Origin of the sequence: Brenneria sp. hezel4-2-4 (assembly GCF_013155275.1) — a bacterium.
Classification (GTDB): Bacteria; Pseudomonadota; Gammaproteobacteria; order Enterobacterales; family Enterobacteriaceae; genus Brenneria.
Map to the genome: position 1 here is coordinate 315,721 of NZ_JABJXS010000003.1, position 24,947 is coordinate 340,667.

At 54.4% G+C, this 24,947-nt stretch carries 22 protein-coding genes and 1 other annotated feature; of the genes, 13 read left to right on the forward strand and 9 right to left on the reverse strand.

The genetic code is table 11. The annotated features are described in order from the left end of the window. The first annotated feature begins 33 nt into the window (after positions 1–33). Positions 34–672 (forward strand): multidrug efflux transporter transcriptional repressor AcrR, encoded by a 639-nt coding sequence (gene acrR, locus HOY33_RS08190; protein WP_172289721.1) that lies wholly within the window; start codon positions 34–36, stop codon positions 670–672. A gap of 92 nt (positions 673–764) precedes the next feature. On the opposite strand, the gene rsmS is transcribed toward acrR, so the two are convergent. Continuing rightward, positions 765–929, reverse strand: coding sequence for a pleiotropic regulatory protein RsmS (gene rsmS / locus HOY33_RS08195; RefSeq protein WP_172289722.1), 165 nt, complete (start codon positions 927–929; stop codon positions 765–767). A gap of 74 nt (positions 930–1,003) precedes the next feature. Continuing rightward, positions 1,004–1,540 (reverse strand): primosomal replication protein PriC, encoded by a 537-nt coding sequence (gene priC, locus HOY33_RS08200; RefSeq protein WP_172289723.1) that lies wholly within the window; start codon positions 1,538–1,540, stop codon positions 1,004–1,006. A gap of 192 nt (positions 1,541–1,732) precedes the next feature. Between priC and HOY33_RS08205 the strand changes: the two genes are divergently transcribed. The 9 genes from HOY33_RS08205 (at position 1,733) to hemH (ending at position 11,673) form a co-directional block, all read left to right on the forward strand. Beyond that, positions 1,733–2,122, forward strand: a complete 390-nt coding sequence (locus HOY33_RS08205; protein ID WP_172290022.1) for a DUF454 family protein — start codon at positions 1,733–1,735, stop codon at positions 2,120–2,122. A 209-nt stretch (positions 2,123–2,331) separates the two neighbouring features. Continuing rightward, on the forward strand, positions 2,332–2,883 hold the full coding sequence (gene apt / locus HOY33_RS08210) for an adenine phosphoribosyltransferase (protein ID WP_172289724.1): 552 nt from the start codon (positions 2,332–2,334) through the stop codon (positions 2,881–2,883). A gap of 74 nt (positions 2,884–2,957) precedes the next feature. Further along, entirely contained in the window at positions 2,958–5,009 is a 2,052-nt protein-coding gene (gene dnaX / locus HOY33_RS08215; RefSeq protein WP_172289725.1) for a DNA polymerase III subunit gamma/tau, read from the forward strand. Then, positions 4,339–4,403 (forward strand) — a sequence feature (DnaX frameshifting element). (Overlaps the previous gene by 65 nt.) A 40-nt stretch (positions 5,010–5,049) precedes the next feature. Further along, positions 5,050–5,379, forward strand: coding sequence for a YbaB/EbfC family nucleoid-associated protein (locus HOY33_RS08220; RefSeq protein WP_172289726.1), 330 nt, complete (start codon positions 5,050–5,052; stop codon positions 5,377–5,379). Next, positions 5,379–5,984: a recombination mediator RecR gene (gene recR / locus HOY33_RS08225; RefSeq protein ID WP_172289727.1), complete on the forward strand. Its 606-nt coding sequence runs from the start codon at positions 5,379–5,381 to the stop codon at positions 5,982–5,984. The genes HOY33_RS08220 and recR overlap by 1 nt, the downstream gene beginning before the upstream one ends. Positions 5,985–6,161: 177 nt before the next feature. Next, the gene (htpG, locus tag HOY33_RS08230; protein ID WP_172290023.1) at positions 6,162–8,045 is read left to right on the forward strand and encodes a molecular chaperone HtpG; all 1,884 of its coding nucleotides are present in this window, start codon (positions 6,162–6,164) and stop codon (positions 8,043–8,045) included. A 444-nt stretch (positions 8,046–8,489) separates the two neighbouring features. Continuing rightward, positions 8,490–9,743 (forward strand): bifunctional glucose-1-phosphatase/inositol phosphatase, encoded by a 1,254-nt coding sequence (gene agp, locus HOY33_RS08235; protein ID WP_172289728.1) that lies wholly within the window; start codon positions 8,490–8,492, stop codon positions 9,741–9,743. Between the two features lie 116 nt (positions 9,744–9,859). After that, complete coding sequence (adk, locus tag HOY33_RS08240) at positions 9,860–10,504, forward strand: adenylate kinase (RefSeq protein WP_172289729.1); 645 nt, start codon at positions 9,860–9,862, stop codon at positions 10,502–10,504. Positions 10,505–10,710: 206 nt separating this feature from the next. After that, on the forward strand, positions 10,711–11,673 hold the full coding sequence (hemH, locus tag HOY33_RS08245; protein ID WP_172289730.1) for a ferrochelatase: 963 nt from the start codon (positions 10,711–10,713) through the stop codon (positions 11,671–11,673). 38 nt (positions 11,674–11,711) lie between these two features. Here the strand turns inward: hemH and ybaL are convergent, their stop codons facing one another. Next, positions 11,712–13,397, reverse strand: a complete 1,686-nt coding sequence (gene ybaL, locus HOY33_RS08250) for a YbaL family putative K(+) efflux transporter (RefSeq protein WP_172289731.1) — start codon at positions 13,395–13,397, stop codon at positions 11,712–11,714. Positions 13,398–13,920: 523 nt separating this feature from the next. Here ybaL and ushA point away from each other — a divergent pair. Continuing rightward, positions 13,921–15,573 (forward strand): bifunctional UDP-sugar hydrolase/5'-nucleotidase UshA, encoded by a 1,653-nt coding sequence (gene ushA / locus HOY33_RS08255; protein WP_172289732.1) that lies wholly within the window; start codon positions 13,921–13,923, stop codon positions 15,571–15,573. A 51-nt stretch (positions 15,574–15,624) separates the two neighbouring features. Here ushA and HOY33_RS08260 read toward each other — a convergent pair whose 3' ends face one another. The 6 genes from HOY33_RS08260 to HOY33_RS08285 all read right to left on the reverse strand — a co-directional run bounded on the left by HOY33_RS08260 (position 15,625) and on the right by HOY33_RS08285 (position 21,401). Continuing rightward, entirely contained in the window at positions 15,625–16,935 is a 1,311-nt protein-coding gene (locus HOY33_RS08260; protein WP_172289733.1) for a cytosine permease, read from the reverse strand. Between the two features lie 140 nt (positions 16,936–17,075). Continuing rightward, the gene (locus HOY33_RS08265) at positions 17,076–18,053 is read right to left on the reverse strand and encodes a biotin-dependent carboxyltransferase family protein (protein WP_172289734.1); all 978 of its coding nucleotides are present in this window, start codon (positions 18,051–18,053) and stop codon (positions 17,076–17,078) included. Further along, positions 18,043–18,924 (reverse strand): allophanate hydrolase subunit 1, encoded by an 882-nt coding sequence (locus HOY33_RS08270; protein WP_172289735.1) that lies wholly within the window; start codon positions 18,922–18,924, stop codon positions 18,043–18,045. Before HOY33_RS08270 ends, HOY33_RS08265 begins: the two co-directional genes overlap by 11 nt. Position 18,925: 1 nt before the next feature. Then, on the reverse strand, positions 18,926–20,314 hold the full coding sequence (locus HOY33_RS08275; protein ID WP_172289736.1) for an acetyl-CoA carboxylase biotin carboxylase subunit: 1,389 nt from the start codon (positions 20,312–20,314) through the stop codon (positions 18,926–18,928). A gap of 33 nt (positions 20,315–20,347) precedes the next feature. Continuing rightward, entirely contained in the window at positions 20,348–20,596 is a 249-nt protein-coding gene (locus tag HOY33_RS08280) for an acetyl-CoA carboxylase (protein WP_172289737.1), read from the reverse strand. 19 nt (positions 20,597–20,615) lie between these two features. Next, the gene (locus HOY33_RS08285) at positions 20,616–21,401 is read right to left on the reverse strand and encodes a 5-oxoprolinase subunit PxpA (RefSeq protein WP_172289738.1); all 786 of its coding nucleotides are present in this window, start codon (positions 21,399–21,401) and stop codon (positions 20,616–20,618) included. 128 nt (positions 21,402–21,529) lie between these two features. Here HOY33_RS08285 and HOY33_RS08290 point away from each other — a divergent pair, with 128 nt between their 5' ends. Then, the gene (locus HOY33_RS08290) at positions 21,530–22,444 is read left to right on the forward strand and encodes a LysR family transcriptional regulator (RefSeq protein ID WP_172289739.1); all 915 of its coding nucleotides are present in this window, start codon (positions 21,530–21,532) and stop codon (positions 22,442–22,444) included. A gap of 343 nt (positions 22,445–22,787) precedes the next feature. Further along, positions 22,788–24,941, forward strand: a complete 2,154-nt coding sequence (locus HOY33_RS08295) for a carbon starvation CstA family protein (RefSeq protein WP_172289740.1) — start codon at positions 22,788–22,790, stop codon at positions 24,939–24,941. Positions 24,942–24,947: the final 6 nt, after the last annotated feature.

The following is a 24,947-nucleotide window of genomic DNA, read 5'->3' on the forward strand; positions in this document are numbered from 1 at the left end:
ATGTAAATCACACTTTCTTTCAAATACAGCGATATGGCACGAAAAACCAAACAGCAGGCTCTGGAAACCAGACAACAGATATTAGATGCGGCGTTGAGAATATTCTCCGAGCATGGCGTATCGGCTACCTCCCTCACCGACGTTGCGACGGCCGCTGGCGTGACCCGCGGTGCCATTTACTGGCACTTTAAAAATAAAACTGAGCTGTTTGACGAAATATGGACGCTGGCTGAATCAAAAATCAGTGATTTTGAAATAGAGTATCAGACAAAATTTCCTGATAATCCACTCTATGTGATGCGTGAATTATTGATTTATATGCTTCGTTTAACCGTCAGTGACCCACAATGGCGCTCGATGGTCGAGATTATCTTTCACAAGTGTGAGTTTGTCGGTGAATTATTGCAGTCTTATAACACCCGTAAAGCGATTTATCTCGGCTGCTATGACGATATTGAGAATAATTTGGCACGCTGTATTCGTATGCGAATGTTGCCGGCGGATATCCATCTCCGGCGCGCGGCCATCGCAATGCGCGCCTATTTCTCCGGCATCATGGAAAACTGGCTGTTTATGCCGGAGAGTTTCGATCTCGAGCAGGAAGCTCCGGCGCTGGTCGACTCCTTTATTGATATGCTTCGCTTCAGCGCCGCGTTGCGCCAGCCGGTCTGAGGCAGAGAGCGGCGGTCGCGCCATTAGCCCAATAGATAGCGAGCGATGGCTATTGCGTACCTGTCCATGCCTTTTTCTACTTTGGGGCGAACTTACTTTAACGCCGTATTTTTTTCCTGCTGCGCTTTTTTCTGAAAGTCGTTGCGCACAATATCGAGGGCGGCCAGGACAACTTGCGGTTCGATCTGGTTATCTTCCAGCAGCATAATCAAATCGACGGCCAGCTTGATTTCCGGGGCGGCATTTTCCAGTGACATAATGAATCCACCTTAGTTGTGCTCAGCATAGGCCTTTCAGATATAGCAGAGATTTAAGGGGGGATCGCCAGAATTTACAACCCCTGTTCCCTGCGTTCAATTAATCGTTCCAGTCGCGTGAGTGCTTGTCGGCAGCGCGATAACCGTCCTTCGAGCGCCGCCAGCTCTTTTTGCAGTCGTTGTTGTTCGCTGAAGTTGGTCTGAACGTTCAGCAGGCTTTCTCTGTCCTGAATCATGGACAGCAGGCGCCGCTCGTAGTCCTGATGTTCGGCCAGCTTATGGTAAAGATCCTGCGGCAGCGTTTCCGCCGCCAATTCCTGACGTCGTAACGGCTGGGTCGCCAGTTCACGTTGCAGCGCCGTGATTTGCCTCACCAGCTTTTCGGCCATAAACGCGACGCGATCGGAACGTTGTTCGGCCACTAACTGCCGGATGGCGTGCAGATTTTGGTTAACCTCATTGAAATAATCTTTCAGTCGGGTGCCATAGCTGCTGAATAGCTGGCGATCGAAGCGCGACCGAGGGACCGGTTTATCCGCCAGCGGCTCGATCGCTTTCGCCAGCGTATCAATTTGTTGTTCAAGCGCCAGCAGCAGTTTGTGAGTATTCACGCTGTTCCTTAATTCGATTAGCAAGCGGCGGGTCGGTAGCTCAGCTTGCCCGTGAATACCCGTTGATACAACCTCTTTGCCAGGTATCGCGTCAATGATTGCCGATTAACAGGAGGTCGATGTTGGTGGTAGAGTGAGGCTGTAGGGTAGCGTTTCACTTACCCGTCAACAGTCAACGGATTAAAGGTGAATATGTATCGCGCGGTGCTGATTGTCATAGGGTGGATGGCCGTCGTTCTGGCGACGTTAGGCGTGGTGCTGCCCCTGTTGCCGACGACACCGTTTTTATTGTTGGCCGCCTGGTGCTTTGCCCGTTCGTCGCCGCGTTTTCATTACTGGCTGTTGTACCGTTCCTGGTTTGGCGGATATTTGCGCCACTGGCAGCAATATCGGGCTTTGCCGCCCGGCGCGAAATGGAAAGCGGTTAGCGTCATTTTATTGACGTTTGCTCTCTCGCTCTGGCTGGTTAAAATCAGTTGGGTGCGCGTCTTGTTGTTGGTTATTCTGGCGATTTTGCTGACGTTTATGCTTCGTCTGCCGGTTGTTGCTTCAGAACAACAAAAAATTTCCAACGAACCATAGGGATAGGGATGCGGCAAGCTCTAAAAAATACGCTGAGATGGCCGGGAGTGTTGCATTTACCGGGCAGTTTGACTAGATTTGAGCGTTTTCGTGCGCGGATCGCTATTCACTTTTAACGAAAGTCGTCGGGCCATCAATATCATGGCGGCGCGGCGGGCAATAACGGCCGGCATTGGTATGATCAGAACGTTTTATCAGGCACACATATAATGACCGCAACAGCGCAACAATCAGAATTAATTAAAAACAGCATTAAAAGCGTCCCCGACTATCCGAAACCGGGCATTCTGTTTCGTGACATCACCAGTCTGCTGGAAGATCCGGTAGCCTATGCCGCCAGCATTGATATGCTGGCGAACCGTTACCGTAATACGGGGATCACCAAGGTCGTCGGCACGGAGGCGCGTGGCTTTTTGTTCGGCGCGCCGGTGGCGCTGGCGCTGGGCGTCGGGTTTGTTCCGGTGCGTAAACCGGGTAAATTGCCGCGTCCGACCATCAGCGAAAGCTACGAGCTGGAATATGGCACCGATAGCCTGGAAATTCACTCGGATGCGATTGGCGCCGATGACAAGGTGCTGGTCATCGACGATCTGTTGGCAACGGGCGGAACGGTGGAGGCGACGGTAAAACTGATCCGTCGTTTAGGCGGTGCGGTAAATGATGCGGCCTTTGTGATTAATCTGTTCGATCTGGGAGGCGCGCAGCGTCTGGAAACGATGGGCGTCACCTGCTTTAGTCTGGTTGACTTCCCCGGACATTGATCACAACAGTCTCGCCGATAGCCGGGCGGCTGTGTTAGCATGACCTCTTCAATAACTCGACTGTTGCGGTATTGATGAGCTATCAGGTTCTTGCCCGTAAGTGGCGTCCCCAAACCTTTGCTGATGTCGTCGGTCAGGAGCATGTCCTGACCGCCTTAGCCAATGGCCTTTCTTTAGGCAGGATCCATCACGCCTATTTGTTTTCCGGCACGCGCGGCGTAGGAAAAACCACCATCGCCCGTTTGCTGGCGAAAGGGCTAAACTGCGAAAACGGCGTAACGGCGACGCCCTGCGGCCAGTGTGATAACTGCCGTGAAATCGAGCAAGGCCGGTTCGTGGATTTAATTGAAATCGATGCGGCCTCGCGCACCAAGGTCGAGGATACCCGCGATCTGCTGGATAACGTGCAGTACGCGCCGGCGCGCGGGCGTTTTAAAGTGTACCTGATCGATGAAGTGCACATGCTGTCGCGTCACAGTTTTAATGCATTGCTGAAAACGCTGGAAGAACCGCCGCCGCACGTAAAATTTCTGCTGGCAACCACCGATCCGCAAAAGTTGCCGGTGACGATCCTGTCGCGCTGTCTGCAATTTCATCTCAAGGCGCTGGATGTCGAGCAAATCCGGGCGCATCTGGAGAGCGTGTTGCAAGCGGAACATCTGGCGAGCGAACCCCGGGCGTTGCAGTTGCTGGCCCGGGCCGCCGACGGCAGCCTGCGTGACGCGCTCAGTCTCACCGATCAGGCGATCGCCATGGGGCAAGGGCAGGTGACGACCGAATCGGTCAGTCAGATGTTGGGCACGCTGGATGACGAGCAGCCGCTGGCGATCATCGAAGCGTTAGTGAAAGCCGACGGCGCGCGCGTGATGTCTTTGCTCGATCAGGCGGCGTCGCGGGGCGTCGACTGGGAATCGTTATTGGTTGAAACCCTGACGTTATTGCACCGCATTGCCATGGTTCAGCTACTGCCGGCCGCCCTCAGTCATGATTATGCGGCGGTCGAAGCCCGGCTGCGGGATTTGGCCCGCGCCATACCGCCTGCCGATGTCCAACTCTACTACCAGACATTGCTGATCGGCCGCAAAGAACTGTCGTATGCGCCGGATCGCCGTATGGGAGTCGAAATGACGCTGCTGCGCGCGCTGGCTTTTCATCCTAAACAGATCATCGAAGCGCCGGCGTCGCCGGTTTCCGGCGTCGCTCAGACGAATATCGCACCGCAATCCGCGCCGGTTTCCTCCCCGCCATCAACAACCGCGCCGCCATTAGAAACCTCGCGGCAGGAGAGTGCGCCGCCGCCGTCTGAGCCGGCGGCGTCGTTCGCGGCTCCCTCTGATTTTCAGCCTGCGGCTTTCGCCCCCCCCGGGGCGGAACAGCCGACGGATATAAATGCCGATAACGGGCTTTCTGATGCCACGTCACAGCTCTTGCAGGCGCGCAGCCAACTGTTGCGTAAGCAGGGGGCAACCCCGCCAAAAAAAACTGAGCCGGCGGCGTTAAGTAAAACGCGGCCGGCGAACTCGGCGCTTGAGCGTTTAGCCTCGGTGACCGAGCGCAGTATGCAGCGGCAAAATGCCAAAGACGGCGCGTCGTCAGAACCCAAAAAACAAGAAGCGTATCGCTGGCGGGCGCAGAAAAAAACCGAAGTCGTCAAAGCCGACGTGACCACGCCAAAGGCGTTGCGCTCGGCGCTGGAGCATGAAAAAACGCCCGAGCTGGCCGCCCGCCTGGCGGAGGAAGCGCAGGAACGTGATGAGTGGGCGGCGGAAATTCATCGCCTGTCGTTACCAAAACTGGTACAACAGCTGGCGTTAAATGCATTCAGGGAACGCCCGGAGGCGGGTAAAATACATCTGCATCTGCGTTCATCCCAGCGTCACCTCAATTCGCCGGCGGCGCAAAAAGCGCTGACCGACGCCTTGAGCGCGCACTATGGCCACCCCATCGCGTTGTCGGTGACGGAAGACGATAACCCGGCGGTGCTGACGCCGCTGGAGTGGCGTCAGGCGATTTACGAAGAAAAGCTGGCGCAGGCGCGCCAGTCGATTATGGCCGATAATACGATCCAAACGCTGCGGCGTTTTTTTGATGCGGAACTGGACGAAGAAAGTATCCGCCCTGTTTAACCGCTGCGTGTACGCAGCCCGAAGTGATAGAGAGAAAACTATGTTTGGTAAAGGTGGAATTGGCAATCTGATGAAGCAAGCCCAGCAGATGCAGGAAAAAATGCAGCAGATGCAGGAAGAGATTGCAAATCTGGAAGTCACTGGCGAATCGGGCGCGGGGCTGGTCAAAATCACCATCAATGGCGCGCACAACTGCCGCCGGGTGGAGATCGATCCCAGCCTGATGGAAGACGATAAAGATATGTTGGAAGACTTGATCGCCGCCGCATTCAATGATGCCGCCCGTCGCGTTGCTGAAACGCAGAAAGAAAAAATGGCCTCGGTCTCCAGCGGTATGCAATTGCCGCCAGGCTTCAAGATGCCGTTCTGATGCAAACCAGTCCGCTTCTTGAATCGTTGATGGAGGCGCTGCGCTGTTTACCGGGCGTGGGGCCGAAGTCAGCCCAACGCATGGCGTTTCACCTGTTGCAGCGCAATCGCAGCGGGGGAATGCGCCTGGCGCAGTCGTTGACTCGGGCGATGTCTGAAATCGGTCACTGCGAAGATTGCCGCACCTTTACCGAACAGGATGTGTGTTCGATTTGTTCGAATCCCCGGCGCCAGCAGAATGGTCAAATCTGCGTGGTGGAAAGCCCGGCGGATATCCACGCCATCGAGCAGACCGGGCAGTTCGCCGGGCGTTATTTTGTGTTGATGGGGCACCTGTCGCCGCTGGATGGCATCGGCCCGGATGATATCGGTCTGGGGCGGCTGGAGGAGCGGCTGCAAAGCGAATCCATCAGCGAGGTCATTCTGGCGACCAATCCGACGGTGGAAGGCGACGCGACGGCGAATTATATCGCCGAACTGTGCGCGCAGCATGGCGTGATGGCCAGCCGCATTGCACACGGCGTCCCGGTCGGCGGCGAGCTGGAAATGGTGGATGGCACCACGCTTTCTCATTCGCTGGCCGGTCGTCAGCCTTTCCGGTTTTAAATCCCCTGGCTGTCGGGCCTTCGCCTGATAGCCAGGCTATTGCTTCATTTCTCAGCTCTTTTCTCTACGCTGAATTTTCCGCCGCCCTTGAAATCTTCTCTGATGATCCCCATCTGCTGCTTATCGTTAATTTAATCAGCCTGAATAATATTAGGATTGAGGTAAGCAACAATGAGTATGAAAGGCCAAGAAACCCGCGGATTCCAGTCTGAAGTAAAGCAACTGCTGCACTTGATGATCCATTCACTGTATTCCAACAAAGAAATCTTTCTGCGTGAACTGATCTCCAATGCCTCCGATGCGGCAGATAAATTACGTTTTCGCGCGCTGTCCTCGCCTGAATTATACGAAGGGGACGGCGAGTTGCGCGTACGCGTTTCCACCGATAAGGAAAAACGCACGCTGACGATTTCCGACAACGGCATCGGTATGAGCCGCGATGAGGTGATTGATAACCTGGGGACGATCGCCAAATCCGGGACCAAGGCGTTTCTGGAATCCATGGGTTCCGATCAGGTAAAAGACAGCCAACTGATTGGTCAGTTCGGCGTGGGATTCTACTCCGCCTTTATCGTGGCCGATAAAGTCACCGTGCGTACCCGTGCGGCGGGCGCCGCCGCCGATCAAGGCGTGTATTGGGAATCCGCCGGCGAAGGCGATTACACCATTGCGGATATCACCAAAGAAGATCGCGGGACTGAAATTACCCTGCACCTGCGTGAAGGGGAAGATGAATTTCTGGATGACTGGCGCGTACGTTCCATCATCAGCAAATATTCCGACCATATCGCTCTGCCGGTGGAAATCGAGTCTCGTCAGGAGAGTGAAGAAGAGGGCGGCGAAGCAACGGTAAGTTGGGAAAAGATCAACAAAGCCCAGGCGCTGTGGACCCGCAGTAAATCCGACATCAGCGATGAAGAATATACTGAATTCTACAAGCATATTGCCCATGACTTTACCGATCCGCTGAGCTGGAGCCACAACCGGGTTGAAGGGAAGCAGGAATATACCAGCCTGCTGTATATTCCTTCCCAGGCGCCGTGGGACATGTGGAACCGCGACCATAAGCACGGCCTGAAACTTTACGTACAGCGTGTATTCATTATGGATGACGCGGAACAGTTTATGCCGAACTACCTGCGCTTTGTCCGCGGCCTGATTGATTCCAATGACCTGCCGCTGAACGTTTCCCGTGAAATTCTGCAAGACAGCCGCGTCACTCAGAACCTGCGCAACGCGCTGACCAAACGCGTATTGCAGATGCTGGAAAAGCTGGCGAAGGACGACGCGGAAAAATATCAGACATTCTGGCAACAGTTTGGTCTGGTGCTGAAAGAAGGTCCGGCCGAAGATGGCGGCAACCGCGAAGCGATTGCCAAGCTGCTGCGGTTCGCCAGTACCCACAATGACAATTCGGCGCAGACGGTATCGCTGGAAGACTATGTCGGCCGGATGGTGGAAGGTCAGGATAAGATTTACTACATCACCGCGGACAGCTACGCCGCGGCGAAGAGCAGCCCGCATCTGGAACTGTTCCGCAAGAAAGGCATTGAGGTGCTGTTGCTCTCCGATCGTATCGACGAATGGATGATGAGCTACCTGACCGAGTTCGACGGCAAACCGTTCCAGTCGGTCAGCAAAGCCGATGACGCGCTGGATAAGTTGGCCGATGAAGAAAACGATGCGCAGAAAGAAGCGGAAAAAGCGCTGGAGCCTTTCGTTGAGCGAGTGAAAACGCTGCTGGGCGATCGGGTGAAAGACGTGCGCCTGACGCACCGCTTGACGGATACGCCGGCGATTGTCACCACTGACGCCAATGAAATGAGCACCCAGATGGCGAAACTGTTTGCCGCCGCGGGGCAACAGGCGCCGGAAGTGAAGTATCTTTTTGAACTGAATCCGGAACATGCGCTGGTCAAGCGCGCGGCTGAGGTGAGCGACGACGCGCAGTTCGCCGAGTGGGTGGAATTGCTGCTGGATCAGGCTTTACTGGCTGAACGTGGTACGCTGGACGATCCGAACCAGTTTATCCGTCGGATGAATCAGCTGCTGAGTGCCTGATGTCTCTCTGATTGGTTTATACCGGTCTCTTCCAAACCCATCCCCCCGAGTTTATCGGGGGGATTTTTTTTGCTTCAATATTCACCAATGGAACAACTGATACGCCGTTCGGTGTTTTACAACATTATGATTTAAATTGATTTTTATAACGGAATGCAAAAAAATAACATAATTCACAAAGAGAAATAATTAACGCGGTAAGAGATAAAATAACCAGAATCTGATCAAGCAATGCTTTCGCTATCGATGAATCGCGGTAATACTCGGCAGAGGTTACATGATTTGAATCACACTTTGATTATTCTTTATAACATCGAGCTGTAATTAACCCGCAATCAGGCACAAGATGTAATGGATGCTAACGGCGAAAAATATTGTATCGGTTTACAGTATTTTCTTTTTTTAACATGAGAAATAACATTTTCTCAACGAGGAGAGTGCGGAATGTCATTAAAAATGAAAGCACTGTTTTGTCTGCCTTTACTATTGCCATTTTCAACGGAAACTCTGGCCAGCGGCGATAATTTTGCGTTGGAGCAGGTGGTGGTATTTAGCCGCCACGGTTTGCGGGCGCCATTGGCAAGCCCCAGCAGTACCCTCGGTAAAATGACGCCGGACGCCTGGCCGCAATGGGACACCCCCAGCAGCTATCTGACCACGCGGGGAGGCGCATTAGAAGCTTTCTTCGGCCACTATTTCAGCGAATGGCTGGTAGATAACCACCTGTTAGCCGCTGATACCTGCCCGACGGAAAAAGACGTGCGTTTTTACGCCAACAGTCTGCAACGCACGATTGCGACCGCGCAATACTTCTCCATCGGCGCATTCCCGGGCTGCATCGTACCGGTGGAACATAAAGAAAAATTAGGCACCATGGATGCGACGTTTAACCCGATTATTCGCGACGGCAGCGCTGACTTTAAGCAGCGGGCCATTGATTCAATTAATAAAACGGCAGGTGAAAAAGGCCTGGATGGTCTGAATGAGAGCCTGAAACCAACCTATCAGCAGATGGCGCAGGTGATCCGTTATGCTGAATCGGCAAATTGTAAAAACGACAAGCAGTGCGATCTCACGGCCCAGCCAACCACAGTGAAAATTGTGGCGGATCAGGAACCCGGCGTCTCCGGCCCGCTAAGAACGGGAACTTCAATTTCGGATGCCTTTATTTTGCAATATTATGAAGGCGCGCCGATCGAGAATGTCGGCTGGGGCAGAATCAAAGACAACGCGCAGTTCGAGTCGTTGGTGTCGATCAAAGAGTACTACAACAGCGTGGTGTTCAGCGCCCCGGTCGTCGCCAAAGAAGTCTCCGTGAATCTGGTCAAAGAACTGGAACGTTCATTCGGCGGGAACATGCCGAAATTTACTTTCCTGGTGGGCCACGACTCAAACGTCGCATCGCTGTTTTCGGCATTAGGCGTTAAACCCTACAAACTGCCAAATCAGTTTGAAACCACGCCGATCGGCGGCAAAGTGGTATTTGAGCGTTGGAAAGATAAAACCAGCGGCGCGTCGCTGTTGAAAATGGAGTATGTCTATCAATCCACCGATCAGATCAGAACCCTGGCGCAGCTTAATCGGGCCAATCCGCCGCAACGCGTCACGCTTGAGCTGAAAGACTGCCCGGTCAATGCCGATGGCTTCTGTTCGTTTAATGATTTTGAGAAAATACTGTCTGGATTAACCGGAAAATAATCGGCGCCGTAGAGGCTGAAACGTGCCCGTTCCTTGAGGATAAGCGCCCGGGATGGTATGGTTTAGCGTTTTTCAAATTTATTTTATAAATACTCTATAGCAAGGGGATTTACGCAATGCGTATTATTCTGCTGGGCGCTCCGGGCGCAGGCAAAGGTACTCAGGCTCAGTTCATCATGGAAAAATACGGTATTCCGCAGATTTCCACCGGTGACATGCTGCGTGCAGCGGTAAAAGCCGGTACTGAATTGGGCAAACAGGCTAAAGAAATCATGGATGCAGGTAAACTGGTCACTGATGAATTGGTTATTGCCCTGGTAAAAGAACGTATCGCCCAGAACGATTGTCGTAACGGTTTTCTGCTGGATGGCTTCCCGCGGACAATTCCCCAGGCTGATGCCATGAAAGAGGCGGGCATCAACGTGGATTACGTTATCGAGTTTGCGGTTCCTGACGAACTGATTGTCGATCGTATCGTCGGGCGTCGCGTACACCCGGCTTCCGGCCGCGTCTACCATGTGAAATTTAATCCGCCGCAGGTGGAGGGCAAAGACGACGTTACCGGTGAAGAGTTGGTCACCCGTAAAGACGATCAGGAAGAGACGGTGCGCAAACGTCTGGTGGAATACCATCAACAGACGGCGCCGCTGGTGGCTTACTACCAGAAAGAAGCGGATGCCGGCAATACGCGCTACTTCAAAGTGGAAGGCACGCGCAAAGTTGCCGAAGTGCGCGCTGAACTGGAAACCATTCTGGGTTAATTCTCCGCTCAGCCGTGCCAGTGATGCCAGGCGGTTGCCTGGCATTTTTTTTGGCATGGCATCACATCACTTCTCTCTATTGATGGCATCGGTTTTATCCCCACTATCTTGCCATCTTTATTCGCTGTTTTTAGCTACAATAGAAGCCTGATATTTAGCACGGATAGGCTGGCGTTAACCGGCTTGTCTATAAGAGGAAGTCAGTGATGACGCAACAGAAGTACGGCGTGCTGATGGTGAATTTAGGCACCCCCGACGCACCAACTCCGCAGGCGGTGAAACGCTATCTGGCTGAATTCCTGAGCGACCGGCGAGTGGTTGATACCTCGCGTCTGCTATGGTGGCCTCTGCTGCGCGGCGTGATCCTGCCTACCCGCGCCCCGCGAGTGGCGAAGCTCTATCAGTCGGTCTGGATGGCGGAAGGCTCGCCATTGCTGGTGTTCAGCCGTCGGCAGCAACAGGCGCTGGCAAGCCGTATGCCGGACGTCCCGGTAGAGCTGGGGATGAGCTATGGTTCTCCCAGCCTGCACTCGGCGCTGGACAAGCTGTTGGCGCAAGGGGTCACTCAACTGGTGGTGCTGCCGATGTATCCGCAGTATTCCTGTTCGACGACCGCCGCCGTGTGGGACGGGCTAGCGAAGCTGTTGCGCCAATACCGCCGCTTGCCCGCTATCCGCTTTATTCGCGACTATGCCGAACATCCTGCCTATATTGCCGCGTTGAAATCCCGCGTTGAACAGGCGTTTGCGCAACAGGGGGAACCAGACCGGCTGGTGCTCTCGTATCACGGTATCCCGGTACGCTATGCCAGCGAGGGGGATGATTACCCGCAGCGCTGTATGGCGACCAGCAGGGCGCTGATCGCGGCGTTGGGATTACCTGAGGAGAAAGTGCTGGTGACCTTTCAATCGCGTTTTGGACGTGAACCCTGGCTGACGCCGTATACGGATGAAACGCTGAAAGGGCTGCCGGCGCAGGGAGTTAAACATATTCAGATCATGTGTCCGGGCTTTGCCGCGGACTGTCTGGAAACGCTGGAAGAGATTCAGGAGCAAAACAGAGAGATATTTCTGCATGCGGGGGGTGAAAAATTCAGCTACATTCCGGCATTAAACGACGATCCCCTGCATATTGACCTACTGGAACAACTGGTGACAAAAACAGAGTAGGCGGAAAGCAAAGGCGGGCATAGCCCGCCGGCAAGATGTCAGATCGGACATTCCTGAGGAGTGTTGGCAATGTCTTCCAGCTTCAGTAAGGTAATCATGCTGTTAGCGATTTCTCGCTCGCCCATAACCACTTCATTGGCGCCATGTTCGGTGATGTAGCTGACTTCATCATCGTAATGAGCACGGGCAATAATTTCTAAATCAGGCCGTTTTTCTCGTGCCGCCGCCACAATCTCACCCGCTTCATAGCCGTTGGGGATGGTCAGCAGCAACCAGCGGGCGCAGTCCAGACGGGCGATTTCCATAATCTCCGGTTTGGTGGCGTTGCCGAGTACGGCCTTGATGCCCTGTTCCCGTAAGGCATCGACGCGCGCGCGGGAGTTTTCCACCACTACCACCGGAATGCCCTCCTGATGAAGCTTGGCGCCTATCAGGCTACCCACTCGTCCATAGCCGACCAGCAGGGCGTGGTTGCACAAATCGACCGGGATCTGTTTCTCTTCTTCGATCGCTTCTTCCACTATCTGTTCTTCAATGGTTTCATTTTTAGCCAGATAGCGTTCGAGCAGGGTAAAGAGCACCGGATTGAGCATGATGGACAGGATAGCCCCCGCCAACACCAGGCTGCGCCCCTCTTCGGACAGCAGCCCCAGCGCAATGCCCAGTCCGGCAAGAATAAAGGCGAATTCGCCGATTTGCGCCAGACTGGCGGAAATGGTCAACGCGGTACGTTTCGAGTGGCCGAACAGCCGAACCAGCATGAAAGCCGCCGCTGACTTGCCAAAGACGATAATCGCCAGGGTAACCAGAACCGCAACCGGATCGTTAAGCAGGATCATCGGGTCGAACAGCATGCCGACGGAAACAAAGAACAGCACCGCAAAAGCATCGCGTAGCGGCAGCGTATCATGCGCGGCGCGCTGACTTAACTCCGACTCGTTCAACACCACGCCGGCAAAGAACGCGCCCAGCGCAAAGGAAACATCAAACAGTTTCACGGCGCCAAAGGCGATGCCCAGCGCCATGGCAAGCACCGCCAGCGTGAATAGCTCGCGGGAGCCGGTGCTGGCGCTTTTGGCCAGTACCCAGGGCACCAGACGACGCCCGACGACAACCATCAAGGTGATGAAAGCGATGACTTTACCGATGGTCCAGGCCAGATCGCGCAGCAGCTTGCCGGTATCGGCATGTTCCGCGCCAACCATGTCGCCAAAAGCAGGCAGCAGAACCAGCGTCAGCACCATCGCCAAATCTTCGACAATCAGCCAGCCGATGGCGATTTGGCCGCGCTGGCTGTCAATCAACTGACGTTCTTCCAGCGCGCGCAATAATACGACGGTACTGGCGGTTGAAAGGCAGAGACCGAATACCAGACCGTTTGCCAGACTCCAGCCCAGCATGGCGGAAAGCCCCATCCCCAGCAGCGTGGCTACCGCGATCTGCGCAATGGCGCCGGGAATGGCGATCGATTTAACCGCCATCAGATCTTTCAGAGAGAAGTGCAAACCCACACCAAACATCAACAGAATAACGCCAAGTTCGGCCAATTCCGACGCCAGAGAGGTGTCAGCGACAAATCCCGGGGTAAACGGCCCGACAAGCACACCGGCAGCCAGATAACCGACAAGTGGGGAGATGCGCAGGCGGTTTGCCAGAATACCGAGAAGGAAGGCAAGAACCAGCCCTCCGGCGATAGTTGAAATTAGAGGTGTTGCAGCATGCATCCCGACTCCTTTTGCCATGTTTGAAACGTGAATGAGCGGACTTCTTACATAAATTCTATTGCATATAGAGAAATGTTGCTTGGGTAAAACAAGTATTCTGTTAAAAATGTTAGCTTACCAGCATTTTTACATGGTAACACATATTTAAGCACGGTTTCTTCAGATAAGCGTTGATAAACATGCGTAATTATCACTGTTAAGCCTGCTTCTTAGTGATTATACCTTACGATTTCTCCGCTTATTCAGTAAAAAAATGCTATCCGTCAGTAATAAAGCATAGAAAATAGGGAATAAAAGGCATAACAACGGATTACTCCTATGAACTCTCCATATTATGAAGAATTCATTACGATGCGAAGACAACGGGCGGACAGACCGATGCTGTGTTCTTTTATGATATATGTCTATCATAGAGAGCCGATCGTTAGGAGAATGGCGACAGCGCACGCAGCGTATCGCCGCTTTTCCCGTTTTCTCTGACCGTTCTTTCTATTCGGGTATCTAAAATAAACGGAGATTTTTCATGCGTTTTTCAACAAAAACATTGGGTTGCGCTGTAGCGATATCGCTGGCGCTGGCGCCGTTCGGGGCGATAGCCTGGGAAAAGGATAAAACGTATGCCATCACCATACTGCATACCAACGATCACCACGGTCATTTTTGGCACAACGATCATGGTGAGTATGGGCTGGCGGCGCAGAAAACCTTGGTTGATCAGATCCGCCAGGAGGTCGCCGGCAAAGGCGGCAGTTTATTGTTGTTGTCCGGCGGGGATATTAATACCGGGGTTCCCGAATCGGACTTACAGGACGCCGAACCCGATTTTCGCGGCATGAATATGGTGGGTTACGATGCGATGGCGTTGGGTAATCATGAATTTGATAATCCGCTCTCCGTCTTGAGACAGCAGGAAAAATGGGCCAGTTTCCCTTTGTTGTCAGCCAATATTTATCAGAAAAGCACCAATGAACGGTTATTCAAGCCGTACGCCCTGTTTGATAAACAAGGTGTGAAAATTGCCGTGATCGGCCTGACCACCGATGATACCGCCAAATTAGGCAATCCTGAATATTTCACCGATATCGAATTTCGTCAGCCCGCCGCGGAAGCGAAGCAGGTTGTCGAGTCATTGCGTAAAAATGAAAAACCCGATGTCATCATTGCCGCGACCCATATGGGGCATTATGACGACGGCAGACACGGTTCGAACGCGCCGGGCGATGTGGAAATGGCGCGCAGCCTGCCGGCGGGGTATCTGGATATGATTGTCGGCGGCCATTCGCAGGATCCGGTGTGCATGGCCGGCGAGAATAAAAAGCAGGTGGACTACGTACCGGGTACGCCTTGCGCTCCCGATCGTCAGAACGGTATCTGGATCGTTCAGGCGCATGAGTGGGGCAAATATGTCGGTCGGGCGGATTTTACCTTCCGTAATGGAGAACTGAAGCTGGAGCACTATCAGCTGATCCCGGTCAACCTTAAGAAAAAAGTTGAGACGGCGGACGGTAAAACAGAGCGGGTTTTCTATACGCATGAAATCCAGCAGGATGCGTCGGTGCTGAAAATGCTGACCCCGTTCCAGGAAAAAGGGCAGGCGCAGTTGGATGTCAAAATAGGGAGCGTCAAGGGCAAGCTGGAAGGCGATCGCAATCAGGTACGGTTCCACCAGACCAATCTGGCGCGGCTATTGCTGTCAGCCCAGCGTGAGCGCGCGAATGCTGATTTTGCGGTAATGAGCGGCGGCGGCGTACGTGATTCGATTGAGTCCGGTGACATCACCTATAAAAATGTGCTGAAAGTGCAGCCGTTTTCCAACACGCTGGTCTATGTGGATATGAAAGGCAGCGAGGTGGCAAAATACCTGGCGGTGGCGGCGAATAAAGAGGTCGATTCCGGCGCCTATGCTCAATTCCTTAACGTCAGCCTGACGGCGGATGGCGAAAACGTGCGCGATATAAAAATCAACGGCGAGCCATTGCAGTCAGATAAAGTCTACCGTATGGCGACGCTGAATTTTAACGCCATGGGCGGCGACGGATATCCGCGGATCGATAACTTGCCCGGCTATGTTAATACCGGCTTTATTGATGCCGAGGTGCTGAAACAGTACATCGAGAAGCACTCGCCGCTGGACGCGGCGGCCTATGAGCCGCAAGGCGAGATTGTTTATAAGTAAACTGTTGGGGAGGCGGACCGCGGAGCGCGTAGTCCGCCTGTTTGCTTTCGGTCAGACGTGCGCTGTTTGTCGACGCGGCCAGAAGCGATACAACAGTAGAGCAATCGCGAATGTCGTCGGCGCGGAAAACGATTGCAGCGCCGCGCTGCCGTGCATCAGCGCAATGCCGGCGCTCACGCTTAAAAACCAGGCGCTGAGCCCGCGCAGGCTAAAGGTTTGTTCCGTATGCCGCTCGACTGTCGGGGCGTCGGAAAAAATATGTCCCAGCGCTACGCCGACCCAGGCCACCACGAATACGCCCTGATAAGCCAATGCTTGCAGAATGTAGGAAAAAATGTCCGCCAGCATCAGGACATAGACCACCGCGCCGACAATGCACGCCCAGACGATTTTACGTCCGCGCAGGCGGAACAGGCGGTCGAAAAATACCTGCATATTAACCGTTGCCAGATAATAATTGGCGGTGTTGATCCGCGTCTGGGTGATCCAGACGAATAGCAATCCCCATAACCCCAGTAAGTTCAGGATGGCGACCACCACCGAGATTTCACTCACGCCCCCTTGCTGCTCAAAGGTGCTGACCAGATAAATGCCGGCTACGCCGTTCAGCAAAAAGGTGATCAGGTAGAATGGCATGCCGAAGTTAAACCGCGCATGGTAATCGCTGTCTTCCCGTTTGCCGAAACGGGCGTAGTCGAAGGTATACATCATCAGGATCCATACCCCCATATAGTAAGTGAAGCAGTTCCACCAGCCATAAGCGGGCGGCGATCCCGGCCCCAAATCCAGCCATTGCGACTGATAGCCATAGTGGTTAATCGAAACCAGCACGGTGATTAGCAAACCGAACAGGTAGAACGGCAGCAAAACGCCGTTAAACTTATCCAGCCAGTTTTGTACGCTGCCGAAAATCAGCGGCACGCTGTATAACACCACAATCAGCGCCGCCCAGTAATAGGCCAGTTGTGGAAAGAGATGATGGATCGCATAGGCGATTACCGCCCCTTCAAATACCGCGTAATAGATAGCGGTCGAAAAGAAAATCAGCGTAGCCAGCGCCGAACCGAGGCGCCCGAACAGCAAATTGGAAAACAGCGCGACGGATAAACCGCTGCGGATGGCAAAACGGCTAATCGCCGCATTAACCAGCCCATAGCCGATCACCGAAAGAATCATGCCGATAATGGCGTTTTTAGCGCCATAGCTCAGCGCCAGCGAAGCCCCGACCACGATATAGAAAATAGCGCTGCATACTGCCCACCAGGCCATCGTCAGGGAAAATTTTCCCATTCGTTCCGCGTCTGTGACCGTTTTGGCGGATGTGGCGTCATACGAATCTTCAACTTGCGATAAATCAGCCATGGTAAATCTCCAGAAAGCAGGCAATACCTTGCCAGATAGCAGTGGGCCTGATTGTGATTGAAACCGTCGATTAAAGGCGAACAGACCCGCGGTTTTAGCCAGACCAAAACCGACAGGCGAGACGTCCGGTGTAGACGGGTTTAGTTCACAAACAGATGTTCAAGCCGCTCCAGACGTTGACGATATTGCTGTCGTGCTAGCAGGGCTTCTTCCAGGGTGATCGGTACAAAACGTGCGCGATGATTGGGTTGCAACTGCCCGATGATATCCAGATCGGCGGCGATCACCGTTCCCAGCGTCATATATCCCCCGCCGGACACGGCATCGCGCAGCAGGACGATCGGTTCCAAACCTCCCGGCACCTGTATCGAACCAATCGGATAGCAGGCATCCACGATATTGGATGGATCCGATCCCGCGCCAAACGGCGGCGTACGCGGCAGGAACGCCAGCGGGCTTCCGCCTTTCAGCCGATAGCCGATGCGGTCCGCCTCGGTGCCCACCGACCAACTATCGGCGAAAAACTGCGTCGCCGCCTCCGGTGTCAGACGATGGATGTACAGACCGGGCACCATGCGCAGCGAGACGTCTTTGCCGAATACCGGCAGGTAGTCGGCGGGTACGGTGACGCCGGGGCGGGCTGTTGTTTCCGCCACGCCGACGGGCAACACATCATTGGCGGCCAGGCGACGCCCCTGATATCCGCCCAGCGCCCCCAATGTATAAGTGGAGCGGCTTCCCAGAGCGACGGGCACGTCAATACCGCCCGCCACGGCCAGATAACTGCGGCAACCTGACGCGGCGTAACCAAAACGCAGTATCTGCCCGGCCTTGACGCTAAAGGCGGTATGCATCGGCATTTCCGCGCCATCCAACTGCGGTTTCATGCTCGCTCCGCAAAGGGCCACCACGCCTGCGCCGGTAAATTCCAGCTCCGGCCCCAATAGCGTGATTTCAAGCACTGCGGCGGAGTCGGGGTTACCGACCAGCAGATTCGCCATGCGCAGCGAATACTGATCCAGACCGCCGGAAGGCGGGATGCCGAGGTGGTAATACCCTTCACGGCCCGTATCCTGCACCGAGGTCGCCAGTCCGGGTTTGAGGACATTAATCTGCATACAGCACCTCCTGAAGATAGTGTTTGTAGCCGGCGGGATCGGCGATGAATTGATCCAGTTCGAACGTCACGGGCCGGATACGCAGATCAAAGGTTCCCGCTTCAACCGCCTGCACCGACTGGTCATAGCGCGACGGGTCAATGGGTTTGAACTGCACGATGTCGCCGGTTCGGAAAAACACCAGCGATTCCCGCAAATAGTCCAGATGCTGCTGCGGGTCATAAATGGGGGCGGGGGTGACGCCAAATAGCTGATAACCCCCGGCGCCGCGCACCGAATAAATACAGCCGAAACACCCGCCGTGTCCCAGCGACAGGCGCGGCGTGTCGGTGCGGGGACGCAGATATTTGGGAACCTGAATCTGTTTTTCCTGTTCGGCCATCTGGAACATAAACGGCAGACCGGCGACAAACCCGACCATCGACACAAACCACGGCGTTCCGCTGTGGGCGGCGATAAATTCGTCGATATTCTGATAACCATTGATGCGGGCGGCGTATTCCAGATCGGTGGCGGCGGGGTCCTGATGACGATCGCGAAAGCGCATCAGCGTTTCATGCGTCCATGGATCGTTGTATAACACCGGAATTTCAATGATGCGCGTCTCAAGCCGGTTGACCGTTTGCGCCTGGCTTTCCGCCTGTCGCACGGCGTCCAGCAGCGCCTGCGGCGCAACGATATCCGGATTGAAACGGATCTGAAAAGAGGCATTAGCCAGACAGATATCCAGAATGCCGGGGATCGCCTGTTGCTCCACGGCGCGGGTGATCGCCAGGCCGCGAAAGAACGCGGACAGCGACATGGCTTCATCAATTTCAGCGAAAAGATGCTCATCGCCGCCAAAACTGTAACGAATTGCGGTGTTCTTCATATCAGGCCTCCCGGGACGCCGGCGTCTTGGTTTGCGCGCGCGCTTGCAGCCAGCTTTCCAACGCAGTGGTATCAAATTGTCCGGCCCTCAGGCGCGGATCGGCGATCAGCCACTGATGCAGCGATTGCGTGGTGGCGATCCCCGTCAGGCGCAGTTGGCGCAGCGCCTGTTCCGAGCGCGCCAACATTTGCTGACGATCGCCGCCATGAACCACCAGTTTCGCCAACAGGGAGTCGTAATAGGGCGGGATGCGGTAACCGCTGAACAGATGGCTATCAATCCGGATCCCCGGGCCCTGCGGCCATACCAGTTTTTCCACCACGCCGGGGCAGGGGAAAAAATTGCGATCCGGATCTTCGGCATTGATACGCATCTCGCAGGCGTGGCCGCTGAGGGTGATATCCTGCTGACGCAGACTGAGCCTTTCGCCCTGGGCGATACGCAGCATCCACTGCACCAGATCGACGCCGGTGACCATCTCGGTCACCGGGTGTTCCACCTGAATCCGGGTATTCATTTCAATGAAATAGAATTCACCGCTCTGCTCATCAAACAGGTATTCCAGCGTCCCCGCGCCGCGATAACCCAACTGCAACGCCAGTTGCAGGGCGCTGCGGCAAATGGCTTCACGCTGAACAGGGGAGAGCGCCGGCGAGGGCGCCTCTTCAAATATTTTTTGCCGCCGCCGTTGTAATGAGCACTCGCGTTCATAGAGATGTACGACCTGCTCGCCGTCACCGAGTATTTGCACCTCGATGTGGCGGGCGCGCTGAATAAAACGTTCCAGGTAGACGTCCCCGCAGCCAAACGCGCTGTTGGACTCGTTCTGAGCGATGGGAAACTCACGCGCCAGCTCCGCCGCATTGGCGACGGTGCGTATACCGCGGCCTCCGCCGCCGGCCGCCGCTTTAATCAGCAGCGGATAACCAATCTCTTCCGCGCAGCGCAAGGCGTCCTCAATATTGCCCAGCGCGGCGGCGGAACCGGGCACCACCGGAACGCCGGCCGCCTGTGCGGTGCGTCTGGCAACGGCTTTGTCTCCCATCATGCGGATGGTTTGCGGCGTAGGGCCGATAAACAGCAATCCGGCCTGTTCAACCGCCTGTGCGAAGTCGGCATTTTCAGACAGAAAACCATATCCCGGATGAATGGCATTGGCGCCGCAGTGGCGGGCTCCCTGGAGCAGCGCATCAAAATTCAAATAGCTTTGGTCGGCGCGGGCCGGACCAAGAACATAAACCTCATCGGCAAGACGGGCGGGCAGAGAATCCACATCCGCTTCGCTGCATGCCGCCACCGTGGGGATCCCGAGGCTTTTGGCCGAGTGGATGATTCGTACTGCTATTTCGCCGCGATTGGCGATCAGTAGTTTTGTTATTGGTATTCCCATTTCCACCTCCTCGGAAAAATATTCTTGTGGTACTTATGTATTGGTTTTTATGATGGCTATGACCTGTCCCGGTTCAACGGCGTCGCCGTTGTTGACGTTAAACGAAATTAATTCTCCGGCTTGTTCCGCATAAACTTCGCTGAATTGTTTCATCACTTCAATTAAGCCAATCACGGTGTTTTCAGTAACAATATCTTTTTCTTCAATAAAAACGGCGGCATCCGGTGCGGGTCGTCGATAAAAAATGCCGGGTAAGGGAGAACATACCTCGTATTCTTTCATCTCAAATGCTCCTTACTTATTAAGATGTGGGATAAGAAATTATTCTGGCTGGCGGTTTAACATGAATATCTGCATCATTAAGCCGTTCGCGTGTGGCTTTAATTAATGTCAGCGCCCCCGGCGTATCGCTGTGAATACAAACTGAATCGAATACGATGGGAATATCATCGCCTTCAACGGTACGGACTTTTCCTTCCTGACAGGCGCGCAACACTTTCTGCGCCACCTGCTCGGGATCGAGTTGACCGACCCGGCGGGTAAATACGATCGACCCGCTGCGGTCATAATCCCTGTCGGCATAAAATTCACAAATAACAGGATGTTGTAATTTTTTCGCCGCCTGCCAGATCGCAGATCCCTGCATGCAGAACAACAATAAATCAGGAGCCAGCGTATGCAGCGTTTCCATAAATAATTGTGCGGCGGATTGTTCCCTGGCGAGGTGCATATACAGTGCGCCGTGCGGTTTTATATGTTGCAACGGTAGTTGATGAAGCGTGGCGAATTCACGCAGCGCGCCTAACTGGTAAATAATGTCATTAACGATCTCTTGCGGCTGAATATTGATATGCCGCCGCCCAAATCCGACTAAATCAGGAAAGCCGGGATGAGCGCCGATGGCGACGCCATGATATTTCGCCAGTTCAATAGTCTGGCTCATGGTATTGGGATCGCCGGCGTGAAACCCGGTGGCGATATTGGCGGAGCTGATATAAGGCATAATCTCTTTATCGACGTTATCGCCAATTACCCACGGGCCGAAGTTCTCGCCCATATCGGAATTCAGATCGATTTCATATTTCATAATTATTTCTTATTTGTAATTACTATGTTTAAAAATAATATAAAGTGAATTTTTTCCATTCGGAAAGACGTATTTTTAGATAGCAGAATATCTGAAAAACAGAACGCTCCCATCAATAAGAGAACGATATGATCACACTGCGTCAAATCCGCTATTTCGTCGCTACCGCCGAGATGGGGCAAATATCCCAGGCGGCGATTCATCTGAATATTTCACAGTCGGCGGTGACCACCGCGATTCAGGAGCTGGAAAACATCGTGGGCAAACCGTTGTTCCTGCGGTCGGTTCACGGTATGACGCTGACCGAAAACGGCAGCTACTTTCTTAATCATGCCTATTCCATTCTGCGCAGCGTCGATGATGCGATGACGGTGCCGCTTACCGATAATCACACTCAGGGATCGCTGAATGTCGCGGCCAGCTATACGGTCATGGGGTATTTTTTACCGTTTCACCTGCAACGTCTGTCCTACGGTTTCCCGCATATCACCATCAATCTGAATGAACGGGAACGCAGCGACATCGAGCAGGGGCTGATCAACCGCTCTTTTGATATTTCGTTGGTTCTGACCGCGAATCTGACTCACCCGGAAATTACCGCGGAAAAGCTGTTTAACTCCGAGCGCCGTCTATGGCTGCCCAGCCGCCACCCGTTATGCGACAAAGCGGACGTGAGTCTGGCCGATGTGGCGAAAGAACCGTTTATTATGCTGACGGTCGATGAGGCGGATCACAGCGCGATGCGCTATTGGGATCAGAGCGGATATCGTCCGCGCATTATGCTGCGCACCAGCTCGGTCGAAGCGGTACGCAGCATGGTGGCGAACGGACTCGGGGTGGCGATTTTATCCGACCTGGTTTACCGGCCGTGGTCGCTGGAAGGGCGGCGCATCGAAACTCGCTCGCTGAAAGATACCGTGCACCCGATGAGCGTCGGGCTGGCCTGGCATCGTGACGCTGAATTTACTCCGCCGATGCAGGCTATTCGCGAATATTTTCGTCATGCCTTTCTGACGCCGCAGCTTAATTTTGCCCGACGGTAATCGTTTTCATTGCAAAGCATTTTCCCGCCAACCGCTCACCGGACGATTCTAACCGCTTAGTACGCTATTTTACCGGCTAGCGAAATACCGATAGTTCGCCTACGTACGCTGCCGTAATGTCCCGTCACCAGCGGTGCTTCGGTAGAACACGATGACGGTTTCCTTGTTACTTGCACTTATCCGCAACCCTGCCTTGAGCCGGGTCGGGCTGTTACCGCCTCTGCATCCGCATTATTCCCTATTTGTCCGAGCCCAATACGCGATGGATTTATTATCGCATTGATTTTTTTAATAAAACTTAGAATTAAATAATGACGATTTATATTTTAATGAAGGATGTCTTATGAAGAACAGCACCATTCTTAAACACATCCCCTGGCTGATCTTAGGGATCATAGGGGCTGCCTGTCTCGGCGTGGTCGCGCTACGCCGTGGCGAGCATGTCAGCGCATTGTGGATTATTGTCGCCTCCGTCGCCGTTTATCTGGTGGCGTACCGATACTACAGTCTGTATATCGCCCAGAAGGTGATGAAACTGGATCCGTCGCGGGCCACGCCGGCCGTGGTCAACAATGACGGACTGAACTTTGTGCCGACTAACCGCAATGTGCTGTTCGGCCACCACTTTGCCGCCATCGCCGGCGCCGGGCCGCTGGTCGGGCCGGTATTGGCCGCTCAGGTCGGCTATCTGCCGGGCACGCTGTGGCTGTTGGCCGGGGTGGTGCTGGCCGGGGCGGTGCAGGACTTTATGGTGCTGTTTATCTCTTCGCGTCGTAACGGCGCTTCGCTGGGTGAAATCATCAAGGAAGAAATGGGGCCGGTGCCGGGAACCATCGCGCTGTTTGGCTGCTTCCTGATTATGATCATCATTCTGGCCGTACTGGCGTTGATCGTGGTGAAAGCGCTGGCGGAAAGCCCGTGGGGCGTGTTTACCGTCTGTTCGACGGTGCCGATTGCCCTGTTTATGGGGATCTACATGCGATTTATTCGCCCCGGACGCGTGGGCGAAGTGTCGGTCATCGGTGTGGTGCTGCTGCTGTTGGCGATCTGGTTCGGCGGTGTGATCGCCCACGACCCGTACTGGGGCCCGGCGTTGACCTTTAAAGACACCACCATCACCTATACGCTGATTGGCTATGCCTTTGTATCGGCGCTGTTGCCGGTGTGGTTGATTCTGGCGCCGCGCGATTATCTGGCGACATTCCTGAAAATCGGGGTGATTGTCGGTCTGGCTATCGGCATCGTGATCCTGAATCCGGATCTGAAAATGCCGGCGGTGACGCAATTTGTCGACGGCACCGGGCCGGTCTGGAAAGGCACGCTGTTTCCTTTCCTGTTTATTACCATTGCCTGCGGCGCCGTGTCGGGCTTCCACGCGCTGATCGCCTCCGGCACCACGCCGAAGCTATTGGCCAGCGAAAACGACGCGCGCTTTATTGGTTACGGCGCCATGCTGATGGAGTCTTTCGTCGCGATTATGGCGCTGGTGGCGGCTTCCATTATCGAACCCGGTCTGTATTTTGCGATGAATACCCCGCCGGCCGCGTTAGGGATCACCATGCCCAACCTGCATCAACTGGGCACCGCTGACGCGCCGATGATCATGGCGCAATTGCAGGATGTTTCGGCGCATGCCGCGGCGGCGGTCAGTTCCTGGGGATTTGTGATTTCGCCGGAGCAGATCCTGCAAACCGCCAAAGACATCGGTGAGCCTTCCGTGCTGAACCGTGCCGGCGGCGCGCCGACGCTGGCGGTGGGGATTGCCCACGTATTCCACCAAATCATTCCTGGCGCGAACATGGGCTTCTGGTATCACTTCGGTATCCTGTTTGAAGCGCTGTTTATTCTGACGGCGTTGGATGCGGGCACCCGTTCCGGTCGCTTTATGTTGCAGGATTTGCTGGGCAACTTTGTGCCGTTCCTGAAGAAAACCGATTCGCTGGTCGCGGGGATTATCGGCACCGCCGGGTGCGTCGGCCTGTGGGGCTACCTGCTCTATCAGGGCGTGGTGGATCCGCTGGGCGGCGTGAAGAGCCTGTGGCCGTTGTTCGGCATCTCCAACCAAATGCTGGCGGCCGTTGCGCTGGTGCTGGGTACGGTGGTGTTAATCAAGATGAAACGTACCCAATACATTTGGGTGACATTGGTTCCTGCGGTGTGGTTGCTGATTTGCACCACCTGGGCGCTTGGTCTCAAGTTGTTCAGCGACAATCCGCAGCTTGAAGGCTTCTTCTACCAGGCCAACGTGTACAAGCAGAAGATTGCGGAAAGCGGCGCCGAGGTGACGGCCCAACAAATCAGCGATATGAACCATATCGTGATCAATAACTACACCAATGCCGGCCTGAGCATTCTGTTCCTGATTGTGGTCTACAGCATCATCGCCTACGGTATTAAAACGGCGCTGAAGGCACGTAAGGATCCGAACAGTTCGGATAATGAAACGCCATACGTACCGGTTCCGGAAGGCGGCGTGCAGATCTCATCCAGCCACTAATCGGGT

Excerpts from the sequence above, each read along its gene's own strand:
- HOY33_RS08260 (WP_172289733.1), bottom strand. The coding sequence starts at position 16,935 with ATGGCTGATTTATCGCAAGTTGAAGATTCGTATGACGCCACATCCGCC.
- dnaX (WP_172289725.1), top strand. The coding sequence starts at position 2,958 with ATGAGCTATCAGGTTCTTGCCCGTAAGTGGCGTCCCCAAACCTTTGCT.
- HOY33_RS08270 (WP_172289735.1), bottom strand. The coding sequence starts at position 18,924 with ATGAAGAACACCGCAATTCGTTACAGTTTTGGCGGCGATGAGCATCTT.
- HOY33_RS08275 (WP_172289736.1), bottom strand. The coding sequence starts at position 20,314 with ATGGGAATACCAATAACAAAACTACTGATCGCCAATCGCGGCGAAATA.
- htpG (WP_172290023.1), top strand. The coding sequence starts at position 6,162 with ATGAAAGGCCAAGAAACCCGCGGATTCCAGTCTGAAGTAAAGCAACTG.
- ybaL (WP_172289731.1), bottom strand. The coding sequence starts at position 13,397 with ATGCATGCTGCAACACCTCTAATTTCAACTATCGCCGGAGGGCTGGTT.
- recR (WP_172289727.1), top strand. The coding sequence starts at position 5,379 with ATGCAAACCAGTCCGCTTCTTGAATCGTTGATGGAGGCGCTGCGCTGT.
- HOY33_RS08280 (WP_172289737.1), bottom strand. The coding sequence starts at position 20,596 with ATGAAAGAATACGAGGTATGTTCTCCCTTACCCGGCATTTTTTATCGA.
- HOY33_RS08220 (WP_172289726.1), top strand. The coding sequence starts at position 5,050 with ATGTTTGGTAAAGGTGGAATTGGCAATCTGATGAAGCAAGCCCAGCAG.
- ushA (WP_172289732.1), top strand. The coding sequence starts at position 13,921 with ATGCGTTTTTCAACAAAAACATTGGGTTGCGCTGTAGCGATATCGCTG.
- rsmS (WP_172289722.1), bottom strand. The coding sequence starts at position 929 with ATGTCACTGGAAAATGCCGCCCCGGAAATCAAGCTGGCCGTCGATTTG.
- apt (WP_172289724.1), top strand. The coding sequence starts at position 2,332 with ATGACCGCAACAGCGCAACAATCAGAATTAATTAAAAACAGCATTAAA.
- HOY33_RS08265 (WP_172289734.1), bottom strand. The coding sequence starts at position 18,053 with ATGCAGATTAATGTCCTCAAACCCGGACTGGCGACCTCGGTGCAGGAT.
- acrR (WP_172289721.1), top strand. The coding sequence starts at position 34 with ATGGCACGAAAAACCAAACAGCAGGCTCTGGAAACCAGACAACAGATA.
- adk (WP_172289729.1), top strand. The coding sequence starts at position 9,860 with ATGCGTATTATTCTGCTGGGCGCTCCGGGCGCAGGCAAAGGTACTCAG.
- HOY33_RS08295 (WP_172289740.1), top strand. The coding sequence starts at position 22,788 with ATGAAGAACAGCACCATTCTTAAACACATCCCCTGGCTGATCTTAGGG.
- hemH (WP_172289730.1), top strand. The coding sequence starts at position 10,711 with ATGACGCAACAGAAGTACGGCGTGCTGATGGTGAATTTAGGCACCCCC.
- HOY33_RS08205 (WP_172290022.1), top strand. The coding sequence starts at position 1,733 with ATGTATCGCGCGGTGCTGATTGTCATAGGGTGGATGGCCGTCGTTCTG.
- agp (WP_172289728.1), top strand. The coding sequence starts at position 8,490 with ATGTCATTAAAAATGAAAGCACTGTTTTGTCTGCCTTTACTATTGCCA.
- HOY33_RS08290 (WP_172289739.1), top strand. The coding sequence starts at position 21,530 with ATGATCACACTGCGTCAAATCCGCTATTTCGTCGCTACCGCCGAGATG.
- HOY33_RS08285 (WP_172289738.1), bottom strand. The coding sequence starts at position 21,401 with ATGAAATATGAAATCGATCTGAATTCCGATATGGGCGAGAACTTCGGC.